The 19,885-nt window shown below is 58.9% G+C and carries 15 protein-coding genes and 1 pseudogene; 6 read left to right on the top strand and 10 right to left on the bottom strand.

The genetic code is table 11. The features are described 5' to 3' along the window. Positions 1–108: 108 nt before the first annotated feature. From CFBP6623_RS08170 to CFBP6623_RS08135, 8 genes and pseudogenes are all read right to left on the bottom strand, one after another. Positions 109–615 (bottom strand): hypothetical protein, encoded by a 507-nt coding sequence (locus tag CFBP6623_RS08170; protein WP_046798238.1) that lies wholly within the window; start codon positions 613–615, stop codon positions 109–111. 55 nt (positions 616–670) lie between these two features. After that, entirely contained in the window at positions 671–1,348 is a 678-nt protein-coding gene (gene rpe / locus CFBP6623_RS08165) for a ribulose-phosphate 3-epimerase (protein WP_046798239.1), read from the bottom strand. Positions 1,349–1,479: 131 nt separating this feature from the next. Further along, positions 1,480–2,606, bottom strand: a pseudogene (locus tag CFBP6623_RS08160) (ABC transporter substrate-binding protein). An 838-nt stretch (positions 2,607–3,444) separates the two neighbouring features. Beyond that, on the bottom strand, positions 3,445–3,861 hold the full coding sequence (locus CFBP6623_RS08155; protein ID WP_046798241.1) for an NUDIX domain-containing protein: 417 nt from the start codon (positions 3,859–3,861) through the stop codon (positions 3,445–3,447). A 13-nt stretch (positions 3,862–3,874) separates the two neighbouring features. Further along, the gene (locus CFBP6623_RS08150) at positions 3,875–5,374 is read right to left on the bottom strand and encodes a DEAD/DEAH box helicase (RefSeq protein ID WP_046798242.1); all 1,500 of its coding nucleotides are present in this window, start codon (positions 5,372–5,374) and stop codon (positions 3,875–3,877) included. 219 nt (positions 5,375–5,593) lie between these two features. Then, positions 5,594–6,892 (bottom strand): M23 family metallopeptidase, encoded by a 1,299-nt coding sequence (locus CFBP6623_RS08145; protein ID WP_046798243.1) that lies wholly within the window; start codon positions 6,890–6,892, stop codon positions 5,594–5,596. 111 nt (positions 6,893–7,003) lie between these two features. Then, positions 7,004–7,831 carry a ferritin-like domain-containing protein gene (locus tag CFBP6623_RS08140; RefSeq protein ID WP_046798244.1) on the bottom strand — a complete coding sequence of 276 codons (828 nt, stop codon included), beginning with the start codon at positions 7,829–7,831 and terminating at the stop codon, positions 7,004–7,006. Between the two features lie 15 nt (positions 7,832–7,846). After that, on the bottom strand, positions 7,847–8,314 hold the full coding sequence (locus CFBP6623_RS08135; RefSeq protein ID WP_046798245.1) for a peroxiredoxin: 468 nt from the start codon (positions 8,312–8,314) through the stop codon (positions 7,847–7,849). A gap of 236 nt (positions 8,315–8,550) precedes the next feature. Between CFBP6623_RS08135 and CFBP6623_RS08130 the strand changes: the two genes are divergently transcribed. Then, positions 8,551–11,934: a DUF3971 domain-containing protein gene (locus tag CFBP6623_RS08130; protein ID WP_046798246.1), complete on the top strand. Its 3,384-nt coding sequence runs from the start codon at positions 8,551–8,553 to the stop codon at positions 11,932–11,934. 47 nt (positions 11,935–11,981) lie between these two features. Here the strand turns inward: CFBP6623_RS08130 and tyrS are convergent, their stop codons facing one another. After that, positions 11,982–13,235 (bottom strand): tyrosine--tRNA ligase, encoded by a 1,254-nt coding sequence (tyrS, locus tag CFBP6623_RS08125; RefSeq protein ID WP_046798247.1) that lies wholly within the window; start codon positions 13,233–13,235, stop codon positions 11,982–11,984. Positions 13,236–13,434: 199 nt separating this feature from the next. On the opposite strand from tyrS, the gene CFBP6623_RS08120 reads away from it, so the two are divergent. Continuing rightward, the gene (locus CFBP6623_RS08120) at positions 13,435–14,562 is read left to right on the top strand and encodes an anhydro-N-acetylmuramic acid kinase (RefSeq protein WP_062653906.1); all 1,128 of its coding nucleotides are present in this window, start codon (positions 13,435–13,437) and stop codon (positions 14,560–14,562) included. A 235-nt stretch (positions 14,563–14,797) separates the two neighbouring features. On the opposite strand, the gene CFBP6623_RS08115 is transcribed toward CFBP6623_RS08120, so the two are convergent. Next, the gene (locus CFBP6623_RS08115) at positions 14,798–15,475 is read right to left on the bottom strand and encodes an alpha/beta hydrolase (protein WP_020012833.1); all 678 of its coding nucleotides are present in this window, start codon (positions 15,473–15,475) and stop codon (positions 14,798–14,800) included. A 211-nt stretch (positions 15,476–15,686) separates the two neighbouring features. Between CFBP6623_RS08115 and CFBP6623_RS08110 the strand changes: the two genes are divergently transcribed. From CFBP6623_RS08110 to sufC, 4 genes are all read left to right on the top strand, one after another. Beyond that, a complete protein-coding gene (locus CFBP6623_RS08110; protein ID WP_046798249.1) occupies positions 15,687–16,856 on the top strand; it encodes a cysteine desulfurase family protein in 1,170 nt (389 codons plus the stop codon). Positions 16,857–17,054: 198 nt separating this feature from the next. Next, positions 17,055–18,524, top strand: coding sequence for a Fe-S cluster assembly protein SufB (gene sufB / locus CFBP6623_RS08105; RefSeq protein ID WP_046798251.1), 1,470 nt, complete (start codon positions 17,055–17,057; stop codon positions 18,522–18,524). Between the two features lie 20 nt (positions 18,525–18,544). Then, positions 18,545–18,994 carry a hypothetical protein gene (locus tag CFBP6623_RS08100; protein ID WP_052760217.1) on the top strand — a complete coding sequence of 150 codons (450 nt, stop codon included), beginning with the start codon at positions 18,545–18,547 and terminating at the stop codon, positions 18,992–18,994. Between the two features lie 114 nt (positions 18,995–19,108). Next, positions 19,109–19,864, top strand: a complete 756-nt coding sequence (gene sufC, locus CFBP6623_RS08095) for a Fe-S cluster assembly ATPase SufC (RefSeq protein WP_003522658.1) — start codon at positions 19,109–19,111, stop codon at positions 19,862–19,864. Positions 19,865–19,885 lie beyond the last annotated feature (21 nt).

Genomic DNA, 19,885 nt, shown 5'->3' with positions numbered 1-19,885 from the left:
TGACTTTCTTCGTAGAGAGGCTTGGCTTGGTGGAGGAACTTGGCTTTGTGGGAGTTTTGCTGCCCGTTTAGCAAAGTGTTCCGGTAATCTCAATCTAAAGCTACATGGCTATGTCGCTCGATACGCCCGTCGGCAAAGGATTGCGCCCGCCAGCGCCAGCGGAACGGCTGCAAACGGAAAATAGAGGCCGAGGCCGAGAATGCAAAATTGGTAGATCGCGCCGAGCGAGGTGAAAATCTGCTGAAAAAACCAGATGCGGGAAAAGAATGGCGCGTGCCACTGCGCATAAAAGATGCGGTACTGGAAAGCGAAAAATATCGCCGCGACCGCCAGAGTGAAGAATGCGATGGCGAGACAGCTTAGCGCAAAGCGCAGCGTCAGGCTGGCAGAAGCGGGCAGGAAGCGCAGCGCCACCATGGCCAGCGGCCAGCCGAGAAGACCGCCGCAGAAGAACAATATCCCGATATCAGCGGCGTGATCGGTTTCCAGCCGGTTTCTGAGATAGAGACCGAGGGCGGCGGTGGCCGCCGAACAGGCGGCCCAGACGAGCGGAGCGAGGAGCGGAAACAGCGATGCCGATACTGTATTGCGGAAATCCTGCCTGTCGCTGTCCATCAAGCCCTCATCCAAACGCCCCGTAGTCCTTCCTCCGGCGTGTTCGCTCCGTGGGTCAGGACCTTCCGGCCTCCGCAGCCGTGCGCAACAATGACACCGTCTTGCGGTAGTCTTCAACGCCATCGCCCTTGAAGACCGCTGAACCTGCCACCAATGCATTGGCGCCGGCGGCAATGATTGCACCGGCTGTCTCCGCCGTTACGCCGCCATCCACTTCAAGCTCGATCGGCCGGTCGCCGATCATCGCCTTTGCCGCGCGGATCTTGTCGAGCATGGCGGGAATGAATTTCTGGCCGCCGAAACCGGGATTGACGCTCATGATCAGGATGAGATCAACATCATCAAGCACGTTTTCGATGACGGAAAGCGGCGTGGCGGGATTGAGGGTCACGCCGGTCTTCCGGCCGAGTGTGCGGATGGTCTGCAGCGAGCGATGCAGATGCGGTCCGGCCTCCGCATGCACGGTGATGCTGTCGCAACCAGCCTTGGCGAAGGCTTCGAGATAGGGATCGACGGGGGCGATCATCAGGTGGCAATCGAAAAAGGCGTTGCTGTGCGGGCGAAGTGCCTTGATGACGTCAGGCCCGAACGAGATGTTGGGCACGAAATGACCGTCCATGACGTCGAGATGGATCCAGTCGGCACCCGCTTCCGTGACATCGGCGACCTCCTGTCCGAGCTTGGCGAAATTGGCAGCCAGGATCGACGGGGCTATCCGGATAGGCAGGGACATGGGGCAAACTCCTCTCGACGCGTTGCGTAAGCTGCCTTTAGCATCAAGTATCCGGGTTTGAAACGGCCTGCCGCGCTGTTGCCGGCGGTTTTCAGGCCCGCTTCCTCAAATTTCCCGCCGCACCGGCTCTGCTATTGTTTTTCGGCCTTGTCCGCCGGTTCGAAGCGCTGGCCGTTCCAGCGCTGCAGGCGGTAGGGATTGTCGGCAAGTTCGTGCGAGGGATTAAAGCTCAGATCGCCGATCACGGTTTTGAAGACGGTGCCGGTCGTCAATATTTCCGGCGCGGGTTTCGACTGTGCCTGCGCCGCTTCCGAAAGCGCTGCCGTCAGTTCCGCGGCCGCATAGGCGGGCAGGACATAACCTTCCGGTTCAATGCCGGCGGCGCGCAATTCACCGGTGACGGCCTGAGCCGATGGCAATGTGTCGTAGGCCGGGCGGGTGATGGCGAGCACATTTGCCGTAAGTGCTACCGGCGCGTTGGCCGCATTCATGGCGTCGCCGCCCATGATGGTGAGGGGGGAGTTCTCCGAGGCGGCGTCGCGGGCGACAATGGCGACGTCGTTGCGTTCCGCGCCGATGAAGACATGGGTGATGCCGGTTCGCGCCAGCCGGCGCACCAGCGCCACCTGCTGTTCCTGGTTGGGGCGCATCGTGTCGGTGAAGGTGGGTTTCAGCCCGTTTTCCTCCAGCTTCGAGCGAATCCTGTCGACCAGTTCGCGGCTGTAGATCGTGCCGTCATCCACAAGTCCGATGGAATGTCCTTTCCAGTCGCGCAGGATGATTTCCGCTGCCCTTTCCGATTCGGCCCTGTCCGATGGGGCGAGGCGGAAAAGCGGCCAGCCGTATTTCAACGCATCTTCCATCAGGATAGGTGCGCGGCTGGAGAGCGTGATGACCGGGATGGCGGCCGCTTTCAGTGGCGGCAGAACATCCTGGAGCGTTTCCGTGCACAGGAAGCCGATCGCAGCGCTGACTTTGGCGGCCACGAGGCCATCGGCGATGGCGCCGCCGCTGCCATCCTCGCAGCTTTCATGGATTTCGACGACATCAAGCCCAAGTTTGGCGGCAGCGGCCTTCGCGCCCTGCCGCACCTGCTGCCCCAGAAGCTCATATGGCCCGTTTTGCGGAGCAACAATGCCGATCGACGCCGCGCTTGCTGAGCCCGCAAAGGCAAAACCGGCGATGATCGTTAGCAGGCGAAGTGAAAGCATGACGTGAGCGAAATCCTGTTGTCCCGCTTGATGTTTATCGGCAACAAACGGTTTTCCAAAGGAAAAATCGCCTGAACCCCAGCATAATCGCATATCGCGGTGCGCGAGACGGCGGATTTGATCGCCAATTGTTCGATTCAAGGAAACAGGGCCTCAAGACACGTTGTAGTTGCTGCCATTCAATATAATTGTGCGCTACTGTCTTCATTGCGGATTCATTTTTGCGGATCGGCAAGTCGCTCTTGAAATGCGTGAAAGGAGAAGTAACTCCATCGCCTGTTCAGAGGATTTTTACTTTATAAAACTGTAACATGCGATGCGTATAAGCACAGTTTAGCAACGGTCTGTGCGCTGCTTTGCCCTTTAAAGTGCAGCCGCGAAAAGTGCACATTTTATTTTCATATATTTAAATTATTGATATTTAAAGAGAAAATCCATGCTTTTCGCCCTCCGTCGATTTTTCTTAGTGTCTTTTTTCGCATTTGCGAGAAGATTTGCTTGACGGAAAGTAAATGTTTAGCTTAGATATACGTGTTTCAGGGGACGACTGAAATTGGCTGTAACCAGCCTCGGAAAGTGTTCCGATTATAAGCACTGCCAGACTATATTACATTCTATATTCTATTATTTTCATTACGTATAAACCGCTTCGGGAAACTGGGGCGGTTTTTTACATGAAGCTAATTTAAGCAATTTAAAATTGAATCTGAAAAGCTTCACGCAAAGCTATTCTCTTATTATTATATTTACGGAAAAGAAATCGCTTTGCCAGGTTGCCTTCATTGTAGGCAGGCGAGGCTTCGCCCCCTTTTTTGACGCCCCCGTTTCAGATTGGAAGACGCCCGGTCTGCGGCAATGTCGCACTTGCCGGTCCGTTTTTCGGCTTTATTTCAGGGCGGCCAGCGCGTCCTTCGCGAAGGCGGAAATGGGTGCGGGAAGATTGTCGGGATAAAACCAGCCTATATCGGAAAGCTTGTCCGGTTCGGTCAGTGCCGGCTCGCCACACGTATCGCGGGCGACGAAGATCAGCGACACCCAATGGTGCCGCTCTTCGGTATCGATATATTCACTGTGACAGAGAAATTCGACATCGCCGATTGTCAGCCCGGTCTCTTCTTCGGCCTCTCGCCTTGCGGCGGCGAGGGAGGATTCGAGGTGATCAACCTTGCCGCCCGGAATACTCCAGTATCCGGCTTCCGGCGCTTTCAAGCGCCGGCAGAGAAGCAGCTGGCCATCGCGCAATATGGCAAGGCCCACGCCGACACCCGGAAAATCAAGCCCTGGTTTGATTGTCGGCGTCATATTTGTACTGGCCTCAGCCCTTGGCGTTGGCCACGATCAGCATGAAGGCGGGAATGTCGTCGCCGAAGCCGACCGGGGTCGGGCCGTCATCATGGTCGCGATAGTGGCGGCGGCGCTCGCGGTTGTCGTCATTGGCGTGCAGCGGATTACGGCTGTTGCGGTCGGAATTGCGCGGGGTCTTTTCCGGTCTGCGTTCTGCTTTCACCTTGTCGTCTCCGTGAGCCACGATCTCGGTAACCGCAGCGGATTGTGCATCCTGATTGATGTTTTCGACCGGAGCCGCATCGCGACGGTTCCTGTCGCGACCCCTGCCGCCCCGTTCCTTGTTACCCCGGCGGCCGGAATTGCTTTCAAAGCTTTCCATGGGCGCGGGCAGCGTGGAGAGGTCGCCATTCAGCCACTCGATCTTTTCGCCGATCAGCTTTTCGATCGCGTCGAGATATTTTGCGTCGTTTCTGGTGACGATGGTGAAGGCCTTGCCCGAACGGCCCGCACGGCCGGTACGGCCGATGCGGTGGACATAGTCTTCGGCATGAATGGGAACGTCGAAGTTGAAGACGTGGCTGACATCGGGGATATCAAGCCCGCGCGCCGCAACGTCAGAGGCGACGAGCAGCGTCAGATTGCCGTCCCTGAAGTTCTGCAGCATCGTGGTGCGCGAACGCTGGTCCATGTCGCCATGCAGCGCGCCGACGGAAAAGCCGTGACGGTCGAGCGAACGGAACAGGTCGGCGACATCCTTCTTGCGATTGCAGAAAATGATCGCGTTTTTGAGTTCGGCCTCTTCGGCGCGGACGAGATCGCGCAGGACAGCGCGTTTCTCATAGTCCTTGTTATGCGCAGCGACGATGTTCTGCGTAACGGTTTTCGCCGTGGAGGAGGGCTTGGCGACCTCGATGCGTTCGGGGTTCTGAAGGAAGCGGTCGGCCAGCTTCTGGATTTCCGGCGGCATGGTGGCCGAAAAGAACAGCGTTTGCCGGGTAAAGGGAATCATTTTCACGATACGTTCGATATCGGGAATGAAGCCCATGTCCAGCATGCGGTCGGCTTCGTCGATGACGAGGATTTCAACGCCGGTCATCAACAGCTTGCCGCGCTCGCAATGGTCAAGAAGACGGCCGGGGGTGCAGATGAGAACATCGGCGCCACGCTCGAGCTTGCGATCCTGATCTTCGAACGAAACGCCGCCGATAAGCAGGGCGACGTTCAGCTTGTGATTCTTGCCGTATTTCTCGAAATTCTCAGCCACCTGCGCCGCAAGCTCACGGGTGGGTTCAAGGATCAGCGTGCGCGGCATTCTGGCGCGTGCGCGACCCTTTTCAAGCAGGGTCAGCATCGGCAGCACGAAGGACGCGGTTTTGCCCGTGCCGGTCTGTGCGATACCGCAGATATCACGCTTTTCCAGCGCAGGCGGAATGGCGCCGGCCTGAATGGGTGTCGGCGTCGTGTAGCCGGCATCTGCAATAGCGGAAAGAACTTTTTGGCTCAGGCCAAGATCAGAGAATGTTGTCAAAGGAAGAACTTTTTCCGTTCTGGTTCGGTAAGAACACCTGCGTGCCGCTGCGACACTTGCAAAGACTTGGCGCGGGGATATGCCCAAATTGCCGGAAAGTCAAGGAAACAACGGGAAAAGCACGCGAAACGTCGCGGTTCTGACGAGGCTTTTCAGCCTGTGGCGCAGTTTCATGCGATTTATCGTAAAAAGCGCAAAAAAAGCGTTAAATTTGGCCTGTCATTTCAAATAGGTTTTAAGCTCGGCGCCGGCGATCAGGAACCGCATCGGATCGACCGGCGTATCGTTGCGGCGCACCTCGTAATGCACATGGGGGCCGGTTGAACGACCGGTGCTGCCGGCGCGGCCGATGATGTCGCCGGCCTCCACCTTGTCACCGGCCCTGACGAGGATCGCGGAGAGATGGCCGAATCGCGTCGAGACGCCCTGACCGTGATCGATCTCGACCATATTGCCGTAACCGCCGGAATTTTCCGCCACTGTCACCTTGCCCGCGCCGGTGGCTTTGACGTCGGCGCCGGTTTCGGCGCGAAAATCGATGCCGGTGTGCAAAGCCGGCCGTCCGAGAAACGGATCCATGCGATTGCCGAACCGGCTGGTGATCGTTCTCCCGGGAGCCGGGTTGCCGAAGGGCAGGGCAGTTGCACTTTCCTTGACGATATCCAGCCGGTTCAGCGCATTGTCGAGATTGGTCAGCGACAGGTTGAACGGATCGGTTTCGCTGCGCTGGGGAGCCGCATAGGGGCCGCCGATATCGTCCGCGCCGCTTTCTTCGATCTTCAATCCGGCCTGCCGGATGATGTCCTGCATCGCGCTTGCCTTGTCTTCGGCATCGTTGGTCAATCTGGCGATGCGCGATATCTGCTGGCGCTCGATATCCTTCAGCGAAATGGTCACTTTGGAAAACACCCGATCGGCCCGGTCCGAGGGTGTTTCGCCGGATTGAGGCACGTAAGCGGCGCGTCTGTCAGTTGCGGCTGGCTTTTCCGGCTGCGGCACGCGCGGCGCCATCAGCTTTTCAATTGCTGACAGGCCGCCCGTCAGCTCCGCGCGCTTTTCCGGCGCCATGGCGTTCGAAAGGGAAGAGGGCGCGGCGGGCGTTGCTGCGACGCCGGAATTTTCGGCGCGCTCCAGCAACTCGCTCATGCGCCCGTGCCTGGAGGTCAGCGCCGCCTGCTGTTCCAACAGCTTTTCCACTTTCTTTTCAACGACCTGCTGGTCAAGCAATTGTCGGGAGGTGACCCGGTCCACCTGAGCCCTCAGTGCTGCGATACGGTCTTCATAATCGTTCTGCATGCGGGTCTGGCGCGCCATGGTCGCACCGATCAGGTCGTCACGCAAAATGAGGTAGCCGGTAGCGCCGAGATAGCCGAGCGAAAACAGGCCAATGGTGCAGCCGGCAAGAGCGGCCATCCACGGCCGAATGGTCATATGCCGAACTTTCTCGCCGCTCGCCAGAATGAGGACGTGCTGCGGCCGCTTTTTGCCGAATACCCGGTTTTCCGCTGTATCAGTCAAAATCTCTCTCCGGACTGGCCGATTTCTCACAGGAAATCATAATTCGTTAAGGTTAACGAAGTTTTGCCGGAAGCATCTATCTGCGCTTATGCAGAGTTGCCTGGTGCGGTTTTAGCTGTGGCTGACGGATGTCAGCGAGCGGTAGAAGGACGGCGTCAGGCCGGCCTCGGCGCGGGCGAGGTCGTTGAAGGGCGGTTTCAGGGGGCCGCGGAAATTGGCACGCACCAGTTGTTTGAAGGTTGCGGCCGGATCCTTCTTTTCACGGGCGCAGAGGAACCGGAACCATTTGGCGCCGATGGCGACATGGCCCTTTTCGTCGTTATAGATAACATCGAGAACGGCGGCGCTTTCGAGATCGCCGGTCTCCCGCATTCTGGCCTGCAGGGAAGGTGTGACGTCCAGTCCGCGCGCTTCCAGAATGAGCGGCACGACCGCCAGCCGGGCGGTCAGGTCGTTGCGGGTGGAATGCGCCGCCTGCCAGAGCCCGTCATGGGCGGGCAGATCGCCATAATCCGCTCCGAGGCTTCTGAGCCGGTCGCGCACCAGCCGGAAATGTTTCGCCTCCTCGAAGGCGACCTGCATCCAGCCGTCGAAAAAGGAATGCGGCACCGGTTCGCTCGCATAACGCGCGACGATGTCGAGCGCGAGATCGACGGCGTTGAGTTCGATATGGGCGATGGCGTGCAGCAGGGCAATGCGGCCCTTCACCGTGTGAAGCGAACGGCGCTCGACGGCGGTCGGCGGCACGAGTTCCGGCTTTTCCGGTCTGCCCGGACGTTCGGGCAAGGGCGGATCGAGCGGCGAGCGCAACGACAGGCGACGCTCGAACCATCGTGTCGCCGTTTCCTGTGCCAGCGCGGTTTTACGGTCGAGATCGGCGCTCGCAACAGCATCCGTCGCCCCGCCGCGCAGAGAGATGATTTTGAACGGGGGCGTCACATCGGGTCCGTTTTTTCAGAGCTTCTTTGCAGCCTCAAGAACAGCCTGCGCGTGGCCCGCAACCTTCACCTTGTTCCAGATTTCCGCGATTGTGCCATCCGGTGCGACGAGGACAGTGGTGCGTTCGACACCCATGTATTTCTTGCCATACATGCTTTTTTCCTTCCAAACCCCATAGGCTTCGAGAGCCTTGCGGTCTTCGTCGGAGGCCAGCATGACGGAAAGCGCGTGTTTTGCGGCAAATTTGTCGTGGCTTTTGACGCTATCGGGCGAAATGCCGATGACGACGGCGTTGGCGGCCTCGAATTCTGCGCCCAGCGCGCTGAAGTCGATCGCTTCTGCGGTGCAGCCTGAAGTATCGTCCTTAGGGTAGAAATAGAGAATGACGGCCTTGCCTTGAAGTTTGGACAATGTCACCGTTCCTTCACCGTTGCGGGGCAAAGTAAAGTCGGGAGCCGGGCTGCCAATCGTCAAGTCTGTCATAATCTACCTTTCTTTCGCCGGGATGTTGAGTGAAAGTCGCCACATTCGATATATAGCGAAACCGCGCGTCGTCCAGATCACGATTGAGATTTCAGGTCGAATTCACCTGTAATCTGAATCGTCATCTGGGTTAAAGAATTTGGAGCGGGGTTCCGGACGAAAACCGCTTACACTTTTCGCCATCCCGCTCCGGTGTTGCGGCGAAACAAAAGCTATTCAGGGGCAAGCACGGGCGTATGGCTGAAGTCAGGGGTGAAAAGGTCAAGTTCGGCAGGCGCGATATCATCGCCCTGCATGATCTCCCTTCGGCACAGGCCGAAGATCCCATCATCGTGCATTGCCCTGCGCCGCGTTCCATGGCGCGCGCTCTTATCAAGATTTTCGCGGCTCTCTTTGTGCTGGCGTTCCTGTCCATCGGCGGCATTATTCTTTCCGTCGAGACGGGATCGATCGACAAGACGCTCTCCAGCCAGGCGCAACAGGCGCTGGAGAGGGCGCTTGGGCCGCATTACAGCGCCCGGATCGGCTCTTCGGCCATAAGGTTCTCCACCGGGCTGCGGCTGGCGCTGGTGGCCGAGGATGTGGACATCGTCGAAAAGGACTCCGGCCAGCATCTGAGCAGGGCCCGGGCGATCGGCATGGCGCTTGATCCGCTTGCGCTGCTGACCGGCCGCATCTCGGTACAAAGCCTCGAAGCCGATGGTATGGAGCTCGACACGGCGCTTTTGCCCAAGGGTAACGGTTTTGATCTTTCCAGCATCAAGCTTGACGCCGTACCGCAGCAATTGCAGGCCGCCTTCGGACAGCTCGACAAGCTCGCCCAGGCTTTCCTGAGCAGCGGCACAGAGGAAATCGATATTTCCAGCGTTTCGGTGCATCTGCCGCCCGGTGAGCTTGGAAAACCACGTACCATCGAGATACGCGAACTGTCGCTCACACCCGACCAGCAGGGTGGATATTCGCTTGATGGCGAGACGCTGTTTAACGGTGAGATCGCCAGCCTATCGCTGACGACATCCGGATCCGGCGGCGTGATCGACGGTTTTCAGGCGCGGATCGACGGTTTCGATATCGGGCCGTTTCTGGAAAAATTCGATCCGCAGGGCAATCTGCATGAGGGGCTGAACGTCAAGACCGGTGTCAGCATTGTCGCCCGGCGTGCTGCGGAAGGGCAGGATCCCCAGCTGGAAGCTTCGGTCGGTATGGGCAACGGAACGCTTCTGATTGGTGGCGAGGCCCAGCCTTTCACGGCCGGCAGCGTCAATGCGCGTTATGATTTCGAAAAAAGTACCCTGGTAATCGCCAATTCGCGGCTGGAGCTGGGACGTACGATCATACCGGTTACCGGTGAAATTCGCGATACGGAGGAAGGTTTCGGTCTTTCGCTCCGGGTCGACAACGGGATTGCTTCGGCCGAAGCCTCTGGCGAGGAGCCGGTTCCCTTCAGCCTGAAGGCGGATGGGCAATATACGGCGGCGACAAAGCAACTCGACGTTCCCTCGCTTTACGTTACTGGCCCGCTTGGAGACATGGCAGGCTCGCTGAAAGTCCGCTTCGGTGAGGGCTCGCCGGAAATCAGCTTTGGCGGCCAGATTCCGAAGATGGAGGCCACGGCGGTCAAGCAGCTCTGGCCGTTCTGGATGGCGCACAAGCCGCGTGACTGGGTGGTAACCAACCTTTATGGCGGCACGGTCACCAATGGCTCGATTGCGATATTCATTCCGCAGGGGCGGATGTGCGGTCCCGGCTGCCCGCTGGTGCTCGGCGAGAGCGAAATGCAGATCCGCTTCGATATTGACGATACGCGGCTGAACACCACGGGCGATATTCCGCCGCTTCGGGATGTCGATGCACATTTCAACCTGGTCGGCGGCGGCATGACCGTCGACATCGAGCGGGCGACATCCTATTTCCCCTCCAACCGGTCGCTTGCGCTGGAGAACAGCCGGTTTCTGATCTCCAACGTTTATGACAAGCCGCTGCTTGGAAATGTCGAGTTGAATGTGGCCGGCTCTGCGGATGCCGTTGCCGAGCTTGCGACACTGAAGCCGATCAATGCGTTGAAGGATACGCAGTTCAAACCGGAGGATTTCACCGGTGACGTGAAGGCCAGTGCAAAACTGACCGTCGGACTGCTGTCCAGCCAGAACCCGCCTCCGCCGGTGTGGACGGCTGATCTGGACCTGAAGAACCTGTCGCTGACGAAGCCCTTTGCCGGCCACAAGGTGACGGCGCTTGACGGTTTCATGGCTTTGAACGACCGGCAGCTCAAGCTTCAGGGCAAGGGCCGTGTGGACGACGTGCCGATGGATATCGAGATGACGGAGCCGGTGCGCAAGAATGGCGATGTCCCCTCGACGCTGTCGTTGAAGGCGACCCTGAACGAGACACAGGTTGCCAAGCTTGCGCCGGAACTGTCCTCGGTTCTTGGCGGCACGACGGTGATGGAAGTCGATGGCGCAGATCCGAAACGGCAGGACATCCGGCTCGATCTGACCAGGGCGTCGATCATTCTGCCGGGGCTTGGCTGGAGCAAGGGCATCGGCATTCCGGCAAAAGCCGCCTTCACCACCGAGACGGTGGATGGCCGCACGACGATCAGTGATTTTTCCCTCGACGGGGACGGTTTCGGCGCCGCCGGCGATATCGCCTTCAGCAAGAACGGGCTGATTTCAGCCGATCTCAGCCGAGTGCAGCTGTCGCCCGCCGACAATTACGCCGTTTCCGTCGCGGCCTCCAAAAACGGCTATATCATCAATGCCTCGGGAAAATCCGCGGATGTCCGGCCGTTCCTTTCGAAACTGCGCAGTTCTTCCGGCGGCGGTGACGGCACATCGCGTTCGCAACCATCGCTTGCCATCAAGACACAGTTCGACAAGGTCTATGGTTTCAACGACGAGATCCTCGCCAATGTCAGTTCCGATATCAGCGTGCGTGACGGCAAGGTGCGTTCGATCGATTTTCGTGGTGTCACCGGCAACGGCCAGGCGGTGGTGGCGCAGACCACCAATCGCGGCGCGACGGGAACCGTGACGCTGACCAGCAGCGATGCCGGTTCGCTTGCCCGTTTCGCCAATATCTATAGCCGTATCCGCGGCGGCCTTCTCAATCTGGCGCTGACGACCGCCAATGGCAGCGACTGGAGCGGTTCGCTGGACCTGCGCAATTTCGCCGTGGTGAACGAAGCGAAATTGCAGGACATCGTCGCCACCCCCGCTGGTGAAGACGGCAGAAGCCTCAACAACGCAGTTCGCCGCAATATCGATGTCAGTTCTGAGAAGTTCCAGCGCGGTTTTGCCCGGGTGGTCTACGTTAATGGCTCGGTTGCGGTGGAAAACGGCGTGGTGCGCGGTGAACAGATCGGTGCGACCTTCCAGGGATTGCTCAAGGACCAGAGCGGCCGCATGGACATGACGGGCACCTTCATGCCCGCTTATGGCCTGAACCGGCTGTTTGGCGAGTTGCCTTTCATCGGCATCTTCCTCGGTAACGGCCGCGACCGGGGTCTGCTCGGCATTACTTTCAAACTGTCCGGCCAGACGGACCAGCCGAAGCTGACGATCAATCCGCTGTCGCTGATCGCGCCGGGTGTTTTCCGACAGATTTTCGAGTTCCAATAAAAAGGGCCGCTTTCGCGGCCCTCGATAACAGGTTTTGCGTGGGTTTTTCAGGCCGGGCGCACCAGAACGTGCTTCTTCTTGCCGACCGAAAGCTTGATGACGCCGTCGCCGGTTACTTCACCGGTGCCGATCATCTGGCGCTCATCGGAAACGCCCTGATCGTTGATCTTAACCGCGCCGCCCTGAACGTGGCGGCGGGCTTCGCCGTTCGAGCCGGCAAGGCCGGCGCGGACGATGAGGGAGAGGACGCCAAGGCCGGCTTCGAGTTCGGATGCCGGCACCTCGATGGAGGGCAGGTTTTCAGCCAGTGCGCCTTCCTCGAAAGTCTTGCGGGCGGTTTCGGCAGCTTCTTCGGCCGCAGCACGGCCATGCAGGATCGCCGTCACTTCGGTTGCGAGGATTTTCTTCGCTTCGTTGATTTCCGAGCCGCCAAGCGCCGCAATGCGGGCGATCTCATTCATCGGCAGGGTGGTGAAGAGCTTGGCGAAGCGGACGACATCGGCATCTTCGGTGTTGCGCCAGTACTGCCAGAAATCATAGACCGGAAGCAGGTCCTTGTTCAGCCACACGGCGCCCGATGCCGACTTGCCCATCTTCGCACCCGAGGAAGTGGTCAGAAGCGGCGAGGTCAGCGCATAGAGCTGCGGTGTCCCCATACGGTGACCGAGGTCGATGCCGTTGATGATGTTGCCCCACTGGTCCGAGCCGCCCATCTGCAGCCGGCAACCGGTGCGCTGGTTCAGCTCCACGTAGTCGTAGGCCTGCAGGATCATGTAGTTGAATTCGAGGAAGGACAGCGACTGTTCGCGGTCGAGGCGCGTCTTCACGCTGTCGAAGGACAGCATGCGGTTGACCGAGAAATGGCGGCCGACATCGCGCAGGAATTCGAGGTAGTTCAGACCGCGCAGCCAGTCGGCATTGTTGATCATCAGTGCCGGGTGATTGGCGCGGTCGTAATCGAGGTAATTGGCGAAGACGTGCTTGAGCGAGGTAATGTTGTCCTCGATCATGTCGATCGTCATCAGCTTGCGGGCCTCTTCCTTGAAGGAGGGATCGCCGACCATGCCGGTGCCGCCGCCCATCAGCGAGATCGGCTGGTGGCCGGTCTTCTGCATCCAATGCAGCATCATGATCTGGGTGAGGTGGCCGACATGCAAACTCGAAGCCGTCGGGTCATAGCCGATATAGGCGGTCACGGTTTCCTTGGCGAACAGTTCGTCGAGACCTGCCTCATCGGAGATCTGGTGAATGAAGCCGCGCTCGTCGAGCGTGCGGAGGAAATCGGACTTGAACCTGGACATAACCTTTTACTTTCTGGTTTGATCTTTGCCGTCGCTGGAGCGCCGCACGTCCTTTCGGACGCGCAAAGGACGCTCCACAATGCTGTAAGCAGCCAATGAACGTCGCGGCTTTATCATTGTTTTTTGAAATGTGCACCCGTTTCGGCCATGAATATCGGGATTCACATCATCATGATTCGATATTGCAGGGGAGCGGCAGGTGGGCGAGATCAAAACGGCGATCGGGCTGATGAGCGGCACATCGATGGACGGCATCGATATCGCCCTGTTGCACACGGATGGCGAAAGCGTGGTGCGGCATGGGCCGAGCGGTTATTTTCCCTACGATCCGGGCCTGCGCGCCATCTGGCAGAAGGCGCTCACGACAGCCAAGGCCATCCGCGAACGGCGTGAGCGTCCGGGCGATTTGGGCGAGGCCGAGCGCAAGCTGACGCTTGCCCATGCGGCGGCGGTGAAGTCCTTCCTGCACCGTCACCGGCTTGAAGCCGGCGATATCGACGTCATTGGTTTTCATGGCCAGACGGTGCTGCACCGGCCGGATGAGGCACTGACCGTGCAGATCGGTGACGGACCACTGCTGGCCTCCGAAACCGGCATCGATGTGGTCTATGACATGCGCGCCAACGACATGGTACATGGCGGGCAGGGCGCGCCGCTGATCCCGGCCTATCACATGGCGCTTTCCGCCAATCTGCCTGACGGGTTCGAAACGCCCGCCGTTTTCGTCAATATCGGCGGTATCTCCAATCTGACTTATATTGGCGAGGCGGGGCGACTTGCCGCCTTCGACAGCGGCCCCGGCAATATGCTGATCGACCAGTGGATCGAGGCCCATACCGGCAAAGCCTTCGACAAGGGCGGCAGGACGGCGGCGGGCGGCAGCGTCGTTGCCTCGCTGGTGGCGCGTTATATGGAAAGCCCGTTTTTTTCAGCCAATATCCGCCGCTCGCTCGATCGCGGCGATTTCGTGCCGCCGACAAAGGGTGAGGTTTCCCTGGCGGATGGGGCACGGACGCTGGCGCATCTGACGGGGGCTGCCATTCTGAAGTCGGCGAGCTATTTGCCGGAGGCGGCAAAGACCTATGTCGTTTGTGGTGGTGGTCGGTTGAACCCGGTGATCATGGAGGAATTTTCGGACCTTACCGCAAAGGTTGGGGCGCGCGTTATTGCGGCGGAAGAGGCGGGCTTTGATGGCGGGGCGATGGAGGCGGAGGCCTGGGCCTATCTGGCAGTGCGATCGCTTAAAGGTTTGCCGCTGACCTATCCCGGTACGACGGGGGTGAAGGAGCCGGTGACGGGTGGGGTTTTGATGCGGCATAAGGGATGACGGTGGGTGTGGCTCACCCGCCTCTGCCCTGCCGGGCATCTCCCCCTCAAGGGGGGAGATCGGCAAGACGCTTTATTGGCACTTCATTTTCAACCGTCGAGATGGCCAAGACCTTGCCTCGGGTCGATCTCCCCCCTTGAGGGGGAGATGCCCGGCAGGGCAGAGGGGGGTTGAGCCAAGCCCGCTGTCGATCATTGCGGCTACATCAAGACCTGCCCTGAAAATGCGCGGCCAATCACCGAATGCGTTTCGCCGCCGGTTCCGGAACCAGTTCGCCGTTCAGGCGGCGGTCGAGGTAGTCCTCGCATTCGCCCATCAGCTCATCCACCTTGCCATTAAAGAAGTGGTTGGCGCCGGGAAGCGTGCGGTGGGTGATGAGAATGCCCTTCTGGGTCTTCAGCTTTTCGACCAGACCGTTGACGTCCTTCTCAGGTGCGACCTTGTCGGAATCACCATTGATGATGAGGCCGGAGGACGGGCAGGGAGCGAGGAAGGAGAAATCGTAGGTATTGGGCTGCGGCGCAATCGACATGAAACCTTCGATTTCCGGACGGCGCATCAGCAGCTGCATGCCGATCCAGGCGCCGAAGGAATATCCGGCAACCCAGCAGCTTTTCGAATCGGGATGCAGGCTCTGCACCCAGTCGAGGGCGGAAGCGGCATCGGAAAGTTCGCCGGCGCCATGGTCGAACTCGCCCTGGCTGCGGCCGATGGAGCGGAAATTGAACCGGAGCGTCGTGAAACCGCGCTTCTGGAAAAGATAGAAGAGCTGATAAACGATCTGGTTGTTCATCGTGCCGCCAAACTGCGGGTGCGGATGAAGGATGATCGCTATCGGCGCGCTCTTTTCCTTGGAGGGTTGATAACGGCCTTCGAGGCGACCCGCAGGGCCGTTAAAGATGACTTCGGGCATTGGTACTCCGGTCGTGTTTTTTCATTCTCCAACCGCATTCTGCCTATGAGAAGACTTGACGAACTCTGTCATCTTTTCTAGAACGCAGTTTAGAATAATTCGAAACTTTGCGTGTGCTTAAGCACTCGGGTCGTGTCATAAGGCAAGCGCAACTGTAATTTCAAGAAAAATGCGTTTTTACGCATTGAAGATTGGATAAAGCCTCACCGCCATGACGGTTTTGACGCGCACATATATGGACTGGAACGCCACGGCGCCGCTTTTGCCCGCCGTGCGTGATGTTCTTGTGTCGGCGCTCGACCTTTCGGGCAACCCGTCTTCCGTTCATCGGGAAGGGCGTGCGGCCCGCGCCGCCATCGAGACCGCCCGCCGCGAGGTTGCAGCGCTTGCCGGTGCGCAGGCCGCCCACGTTACCTTCACCAGCGGTGCGACGGAAGCCGCCAATCTGGTGCTGACGCCTGAATTCAAGATGGGGCGTGCTCCCGTGCGTTATGGCCGTCTTTACATCTCCGCTATCGAGCACCCTGCTTTTCGCGAAGGCGGCCGGTTTGACAAGGCTGACGTTACGGAAATTCCCGTTACGTCAGCGGGTGTCATCGATCTTGCCGCACTTGAGGTGCTTCTGTCTTCGCATGATGCTTCCACCGGCCTGCCGATGGTTGCCTGCATGTTGGTGAACAATGAGACCGGCATCCTCCAGCCGGTGGCGGAAGCGGCGCGGCTGGTGCATGCGGCGGGTGGATTGATGGTGGTCGACGCCGTGCAGGCGGCAGGTCGTGTCCCGCTCGATATCAATGCTCTCGATGCCGATTTCCTTGTTATCTCGTCCCACAAGCTCGGTGGCCCCAAGGGTGCGGGCGCGCTGGTGTCACGCGGCGAGGTGATGATGCCGAAGCCGCTGATCCATGGCGGCGGGCAGGAAAAGGGACATCGCTCGGGTACGGAAAATACCCTGTCGGTCATTGGTTTCGGTGCCGCTGCTGCTGTGGCAGCCCGAAATCTCGAGATTGAAGCGGCGCGTCTTGCCGCTCTGCGGGCGCGGCTGGAAGACGGCATGCGGGCGAGCGCGCCTGACGTGATCATTCACGGCGAGGATGTCGCACGCGTTGGCAATACCACGTTTTTCACCCTGCCGGGCCTGAAGGCGGAAACGGGGCAGATCGCATTCGATATTGAGGGCATTGCGCTGTCGGCCGGTTCGGCCTGCTCATCCGGCAAGGTGGGGGAAAGCCATGTGCTGAGCGCGATGGGGCGTGACCCCAAGCTCGGCGCGCTCAGGATTTCTCTTGGCCATGCGACCGACGAGGCGGACATAGAACGGACGCTTACGGCGTTCACGAAAATTGCCGGGCGGCGCAAGCTTTCCGGTCAGGCCGCGTAAAATGCGGCAAAGAATTGCGGAATCGCAAATTTCCGCTTGCCGGGATGTGTGAAAAGCGCCATCCCGCACCTACATGGGTATAAGCTCCGCCCCGGCTGACGGCTCGGAACGATTTGCCCGAAGATGAATAAGGCGGCTTTCCGCCTTGATACGTTGACAAGCCACCGGACCTTGGCTCCGGCGAGATTGGAGAACGACATGGCAGCGGTTCAGGAAACGATCGATCAGGTACGCCAGATCGATGTGGACCAGTATAAATACGGCTTCGAAACCAATATCGAAGTCGACAAGGCCCCGAAGGGCCTTTCGGAAGAGGTGATCCGTTTCATCTCGGCCAAAAAGCAGGAGCCGGAATGGATGCTGGAATGGCGTCTTGAGGCTTACAAGCGCTGGCTGACGATGGAAGAGCCGACCTGGGCGCGCGTCAGCTATCCCAAGATCGACTTCAACGATCTCTATTATTATGCTGCGCCGAAGAGCACGCCCGGCCCCAAGTCTCTGGACGAGGTCGATCCGGAGCTTCTGAAGGTCTATGAAAAGCTCGGCATTCCGCTGAAGGAACAGGAAATCCTCGCCGGTGTTGAAAAGCGCCAGGTGGCGGTGGATGCCGTGTTCGACAGCGTTTCGGTCGTCACCACCTTCAAGGCGGAACTGGCCAAGGCCGGCGTCATCTTCATGTCGATTTCGGAAGCCGTGCGCGAGCATCCGGAGCTGGTGAAGAAATATCTCGGCTCGGTCGTTCCGACGACGGATAATTTCTACGCGACGCTGAATTCGGCTGTCTTTACCGACGGCTCCTTCGTCTTCGTGCCGAAGGGCGTGCGTTGCCCGATGGAGCTTTCCACCTATTTCCGCATCAACGAAAAGAACACCGGCCAGTTTGAGCGCACGCTGATCATCGCCGAAGAGGGTGCTTACGTCTCCTATCTGGAAGGCTGCACGGCACCTCAGCGCGACGAGAACCAGCTTCACGCCGCCGTGGTCGAGCTTGTGGCGCTCGATGATGCCGAAATCAAATATTCCACCGTCCAGAACTGGTATCCGGGCGACAAGGAAGGCAAGGGCGGCATCTACAACTTCGTGACCAAGCGCGGCGATTGCCGTGGCGACCGTTCGAAGATTTCGTGGACACAGGTGGAAACCGGCTCGGCCATCACCTGGAAATACCCGTCCTGCATTCTGCGCGGTGACGACAGCCGTGGCGAGTTCTATTCGATCGCTGTTTCCAACGGCCACCAGCAGATCGACAGCGGCACCAAGATGATCCATCTCGGCAAGAACACGTCGAGCCGCATCATCGCCAAGGGCATCGCCGCCGGTTTCTCGGAAAACGTCTATCGCGGCCAGGTTTCGGCTCACCGCAAGGCGACCAACACGCGTAACTTCACGCAGTGTGACTCGCTGCTGATCGGCGACAAGTGCGGCGCGCATACCGTGCCCTATATCGAGGCGAAGAACTCCTCCGCTCACTTCGAGCACGAGGCGACGACGTCGAAGATTTCCGAAGACCAGCTGTTCTATTGCCTGCAGCGCGGCATCCCGGAAGAAGCAGCCATCGCGCTGATCGTCAACGGCTTCGTCAAGGAAGTCATTCAGGAACTGCCGATGGAATTTGCCGTGGAAGCGCAGAAGCTGATCGGCATTTCGCTGGAAGGAAGCGTGGGGTGAGACCTTCGATCGCAGTGAGAATGGCTGCGGCATCTCTGCTGTTTTTCGTCTCCATGGAGTCGGCGATGGCCATGCAGCGGTGCCCCAGTCAGGACGAGCGTCTGAAGTCGGCGGAAATCGTCGTGGATGCGCGTGTCAGATCACTAACGATCGGGGACTCGGGACTGACCTTTTCTGAGGGAATGAATGCCCGGATGATTCGCGCAGAACTCGAAGTTGTGAAGGCAATCAAGGGTGATCTTAAAAAGAAAGATATCGTGGCCTACGCATCTCCGCTGGGGTTGGACATGTTTCAGCCCCTCGTAACCATGGCTTCCGCATACGGTTTTGCGCCCAACGATTCGCTTCATGTTGAATTGTCGGTGCAGAAATTTGCCGAGCCGGATGTCAGCCTTCATGTACTCATGGGTTGTGGGTACTGGAAGCTGCCTGAGGAGTTTGCTTCAGTCGCTACGGGCAACGAAAATTGACGGATTAGATCCTCGGGACGAGCCCGAGGTTGACGGATGTGAGAATTGAGAGCGACCCACAAACAGGGTCTTCGAGGCGGTCCTTGAAACCGCACCATGAACAGGAACAAAACCATGCTTGAAATCATCGACCTGCACGCAAAGATCGCCGATACCGAAACCGAAATCATCAAGGGTCTCAACCTGAAGGTTGCCGCTGGTGAAGTCGCCGCCATCATGGGCCCGAACGGTTCCGGCAAGTCGACGCTGTCCTACATCCTGTCGGGCCGCGAAGATTATGAAGTCACCTCCGGTGACATTCTTTATAACGGCGAAAGCATTCTGGAGCTGGACGCGGCTGAGCGCGCGGCCAAGGGCATCTTCCTGGCCTTCCAGTATCCGGTCGAAATTCCCGGTGTCGCCACCATGCAGTTCCTCAAGGTTGCGATGAACGAGCAGCGCAAGGCGCGCGGCGAGTCTGAACTGACGACGCCGGATTTCATCCGTCGCGTCAAGGAAGCCGCTGGCGACCTGAAGATCGACATGGAAATGCTGAAGCGTCCGCTCAATGTCGGCTTCTCCGGCGGCGAGAAGAAGCGCGCCGAAATCCTGCAGATGGCGCTCCTGGAGCCGAAGCTCTGTGTTCTCGATGAAACCGATAGCGGTCTCGATATCGACGCGCTGAAGATCGTGGCTGACGGCGTCAACGCGCTGAAGTCGCCGGATCGCGCCACCGTCGTCATCACCCACTATCAGCGCCTGCTTGATTACATCGTGCCTGACAGCGTTCACGTTCTCTACAAGGGCAAGATCATCCGCTCGGGTGACAAGGCTCTGGCGCTTGAGCTGGAAAACAACGGTTACGCCGACATCATCGGTGAAGCGGCCTAAGTCGGGCCAGGAGGTGATGTC

The organism is Agrobacterium tumefaciens (genome assembly GCF_005221385.1).
GTDB classification, from domain to species: domain Bacteria; phylum Pseudomonadota; class Alphaproteobacteria; order Rhizobiales; family Rhizobiaceae; genus Agrobacterium; species Agrobacterium tomkonis.
Note: the sequence above shows the minus strand (reverse complement) of the source record. Positions and strands in the feature narration are given on the sequence as shown.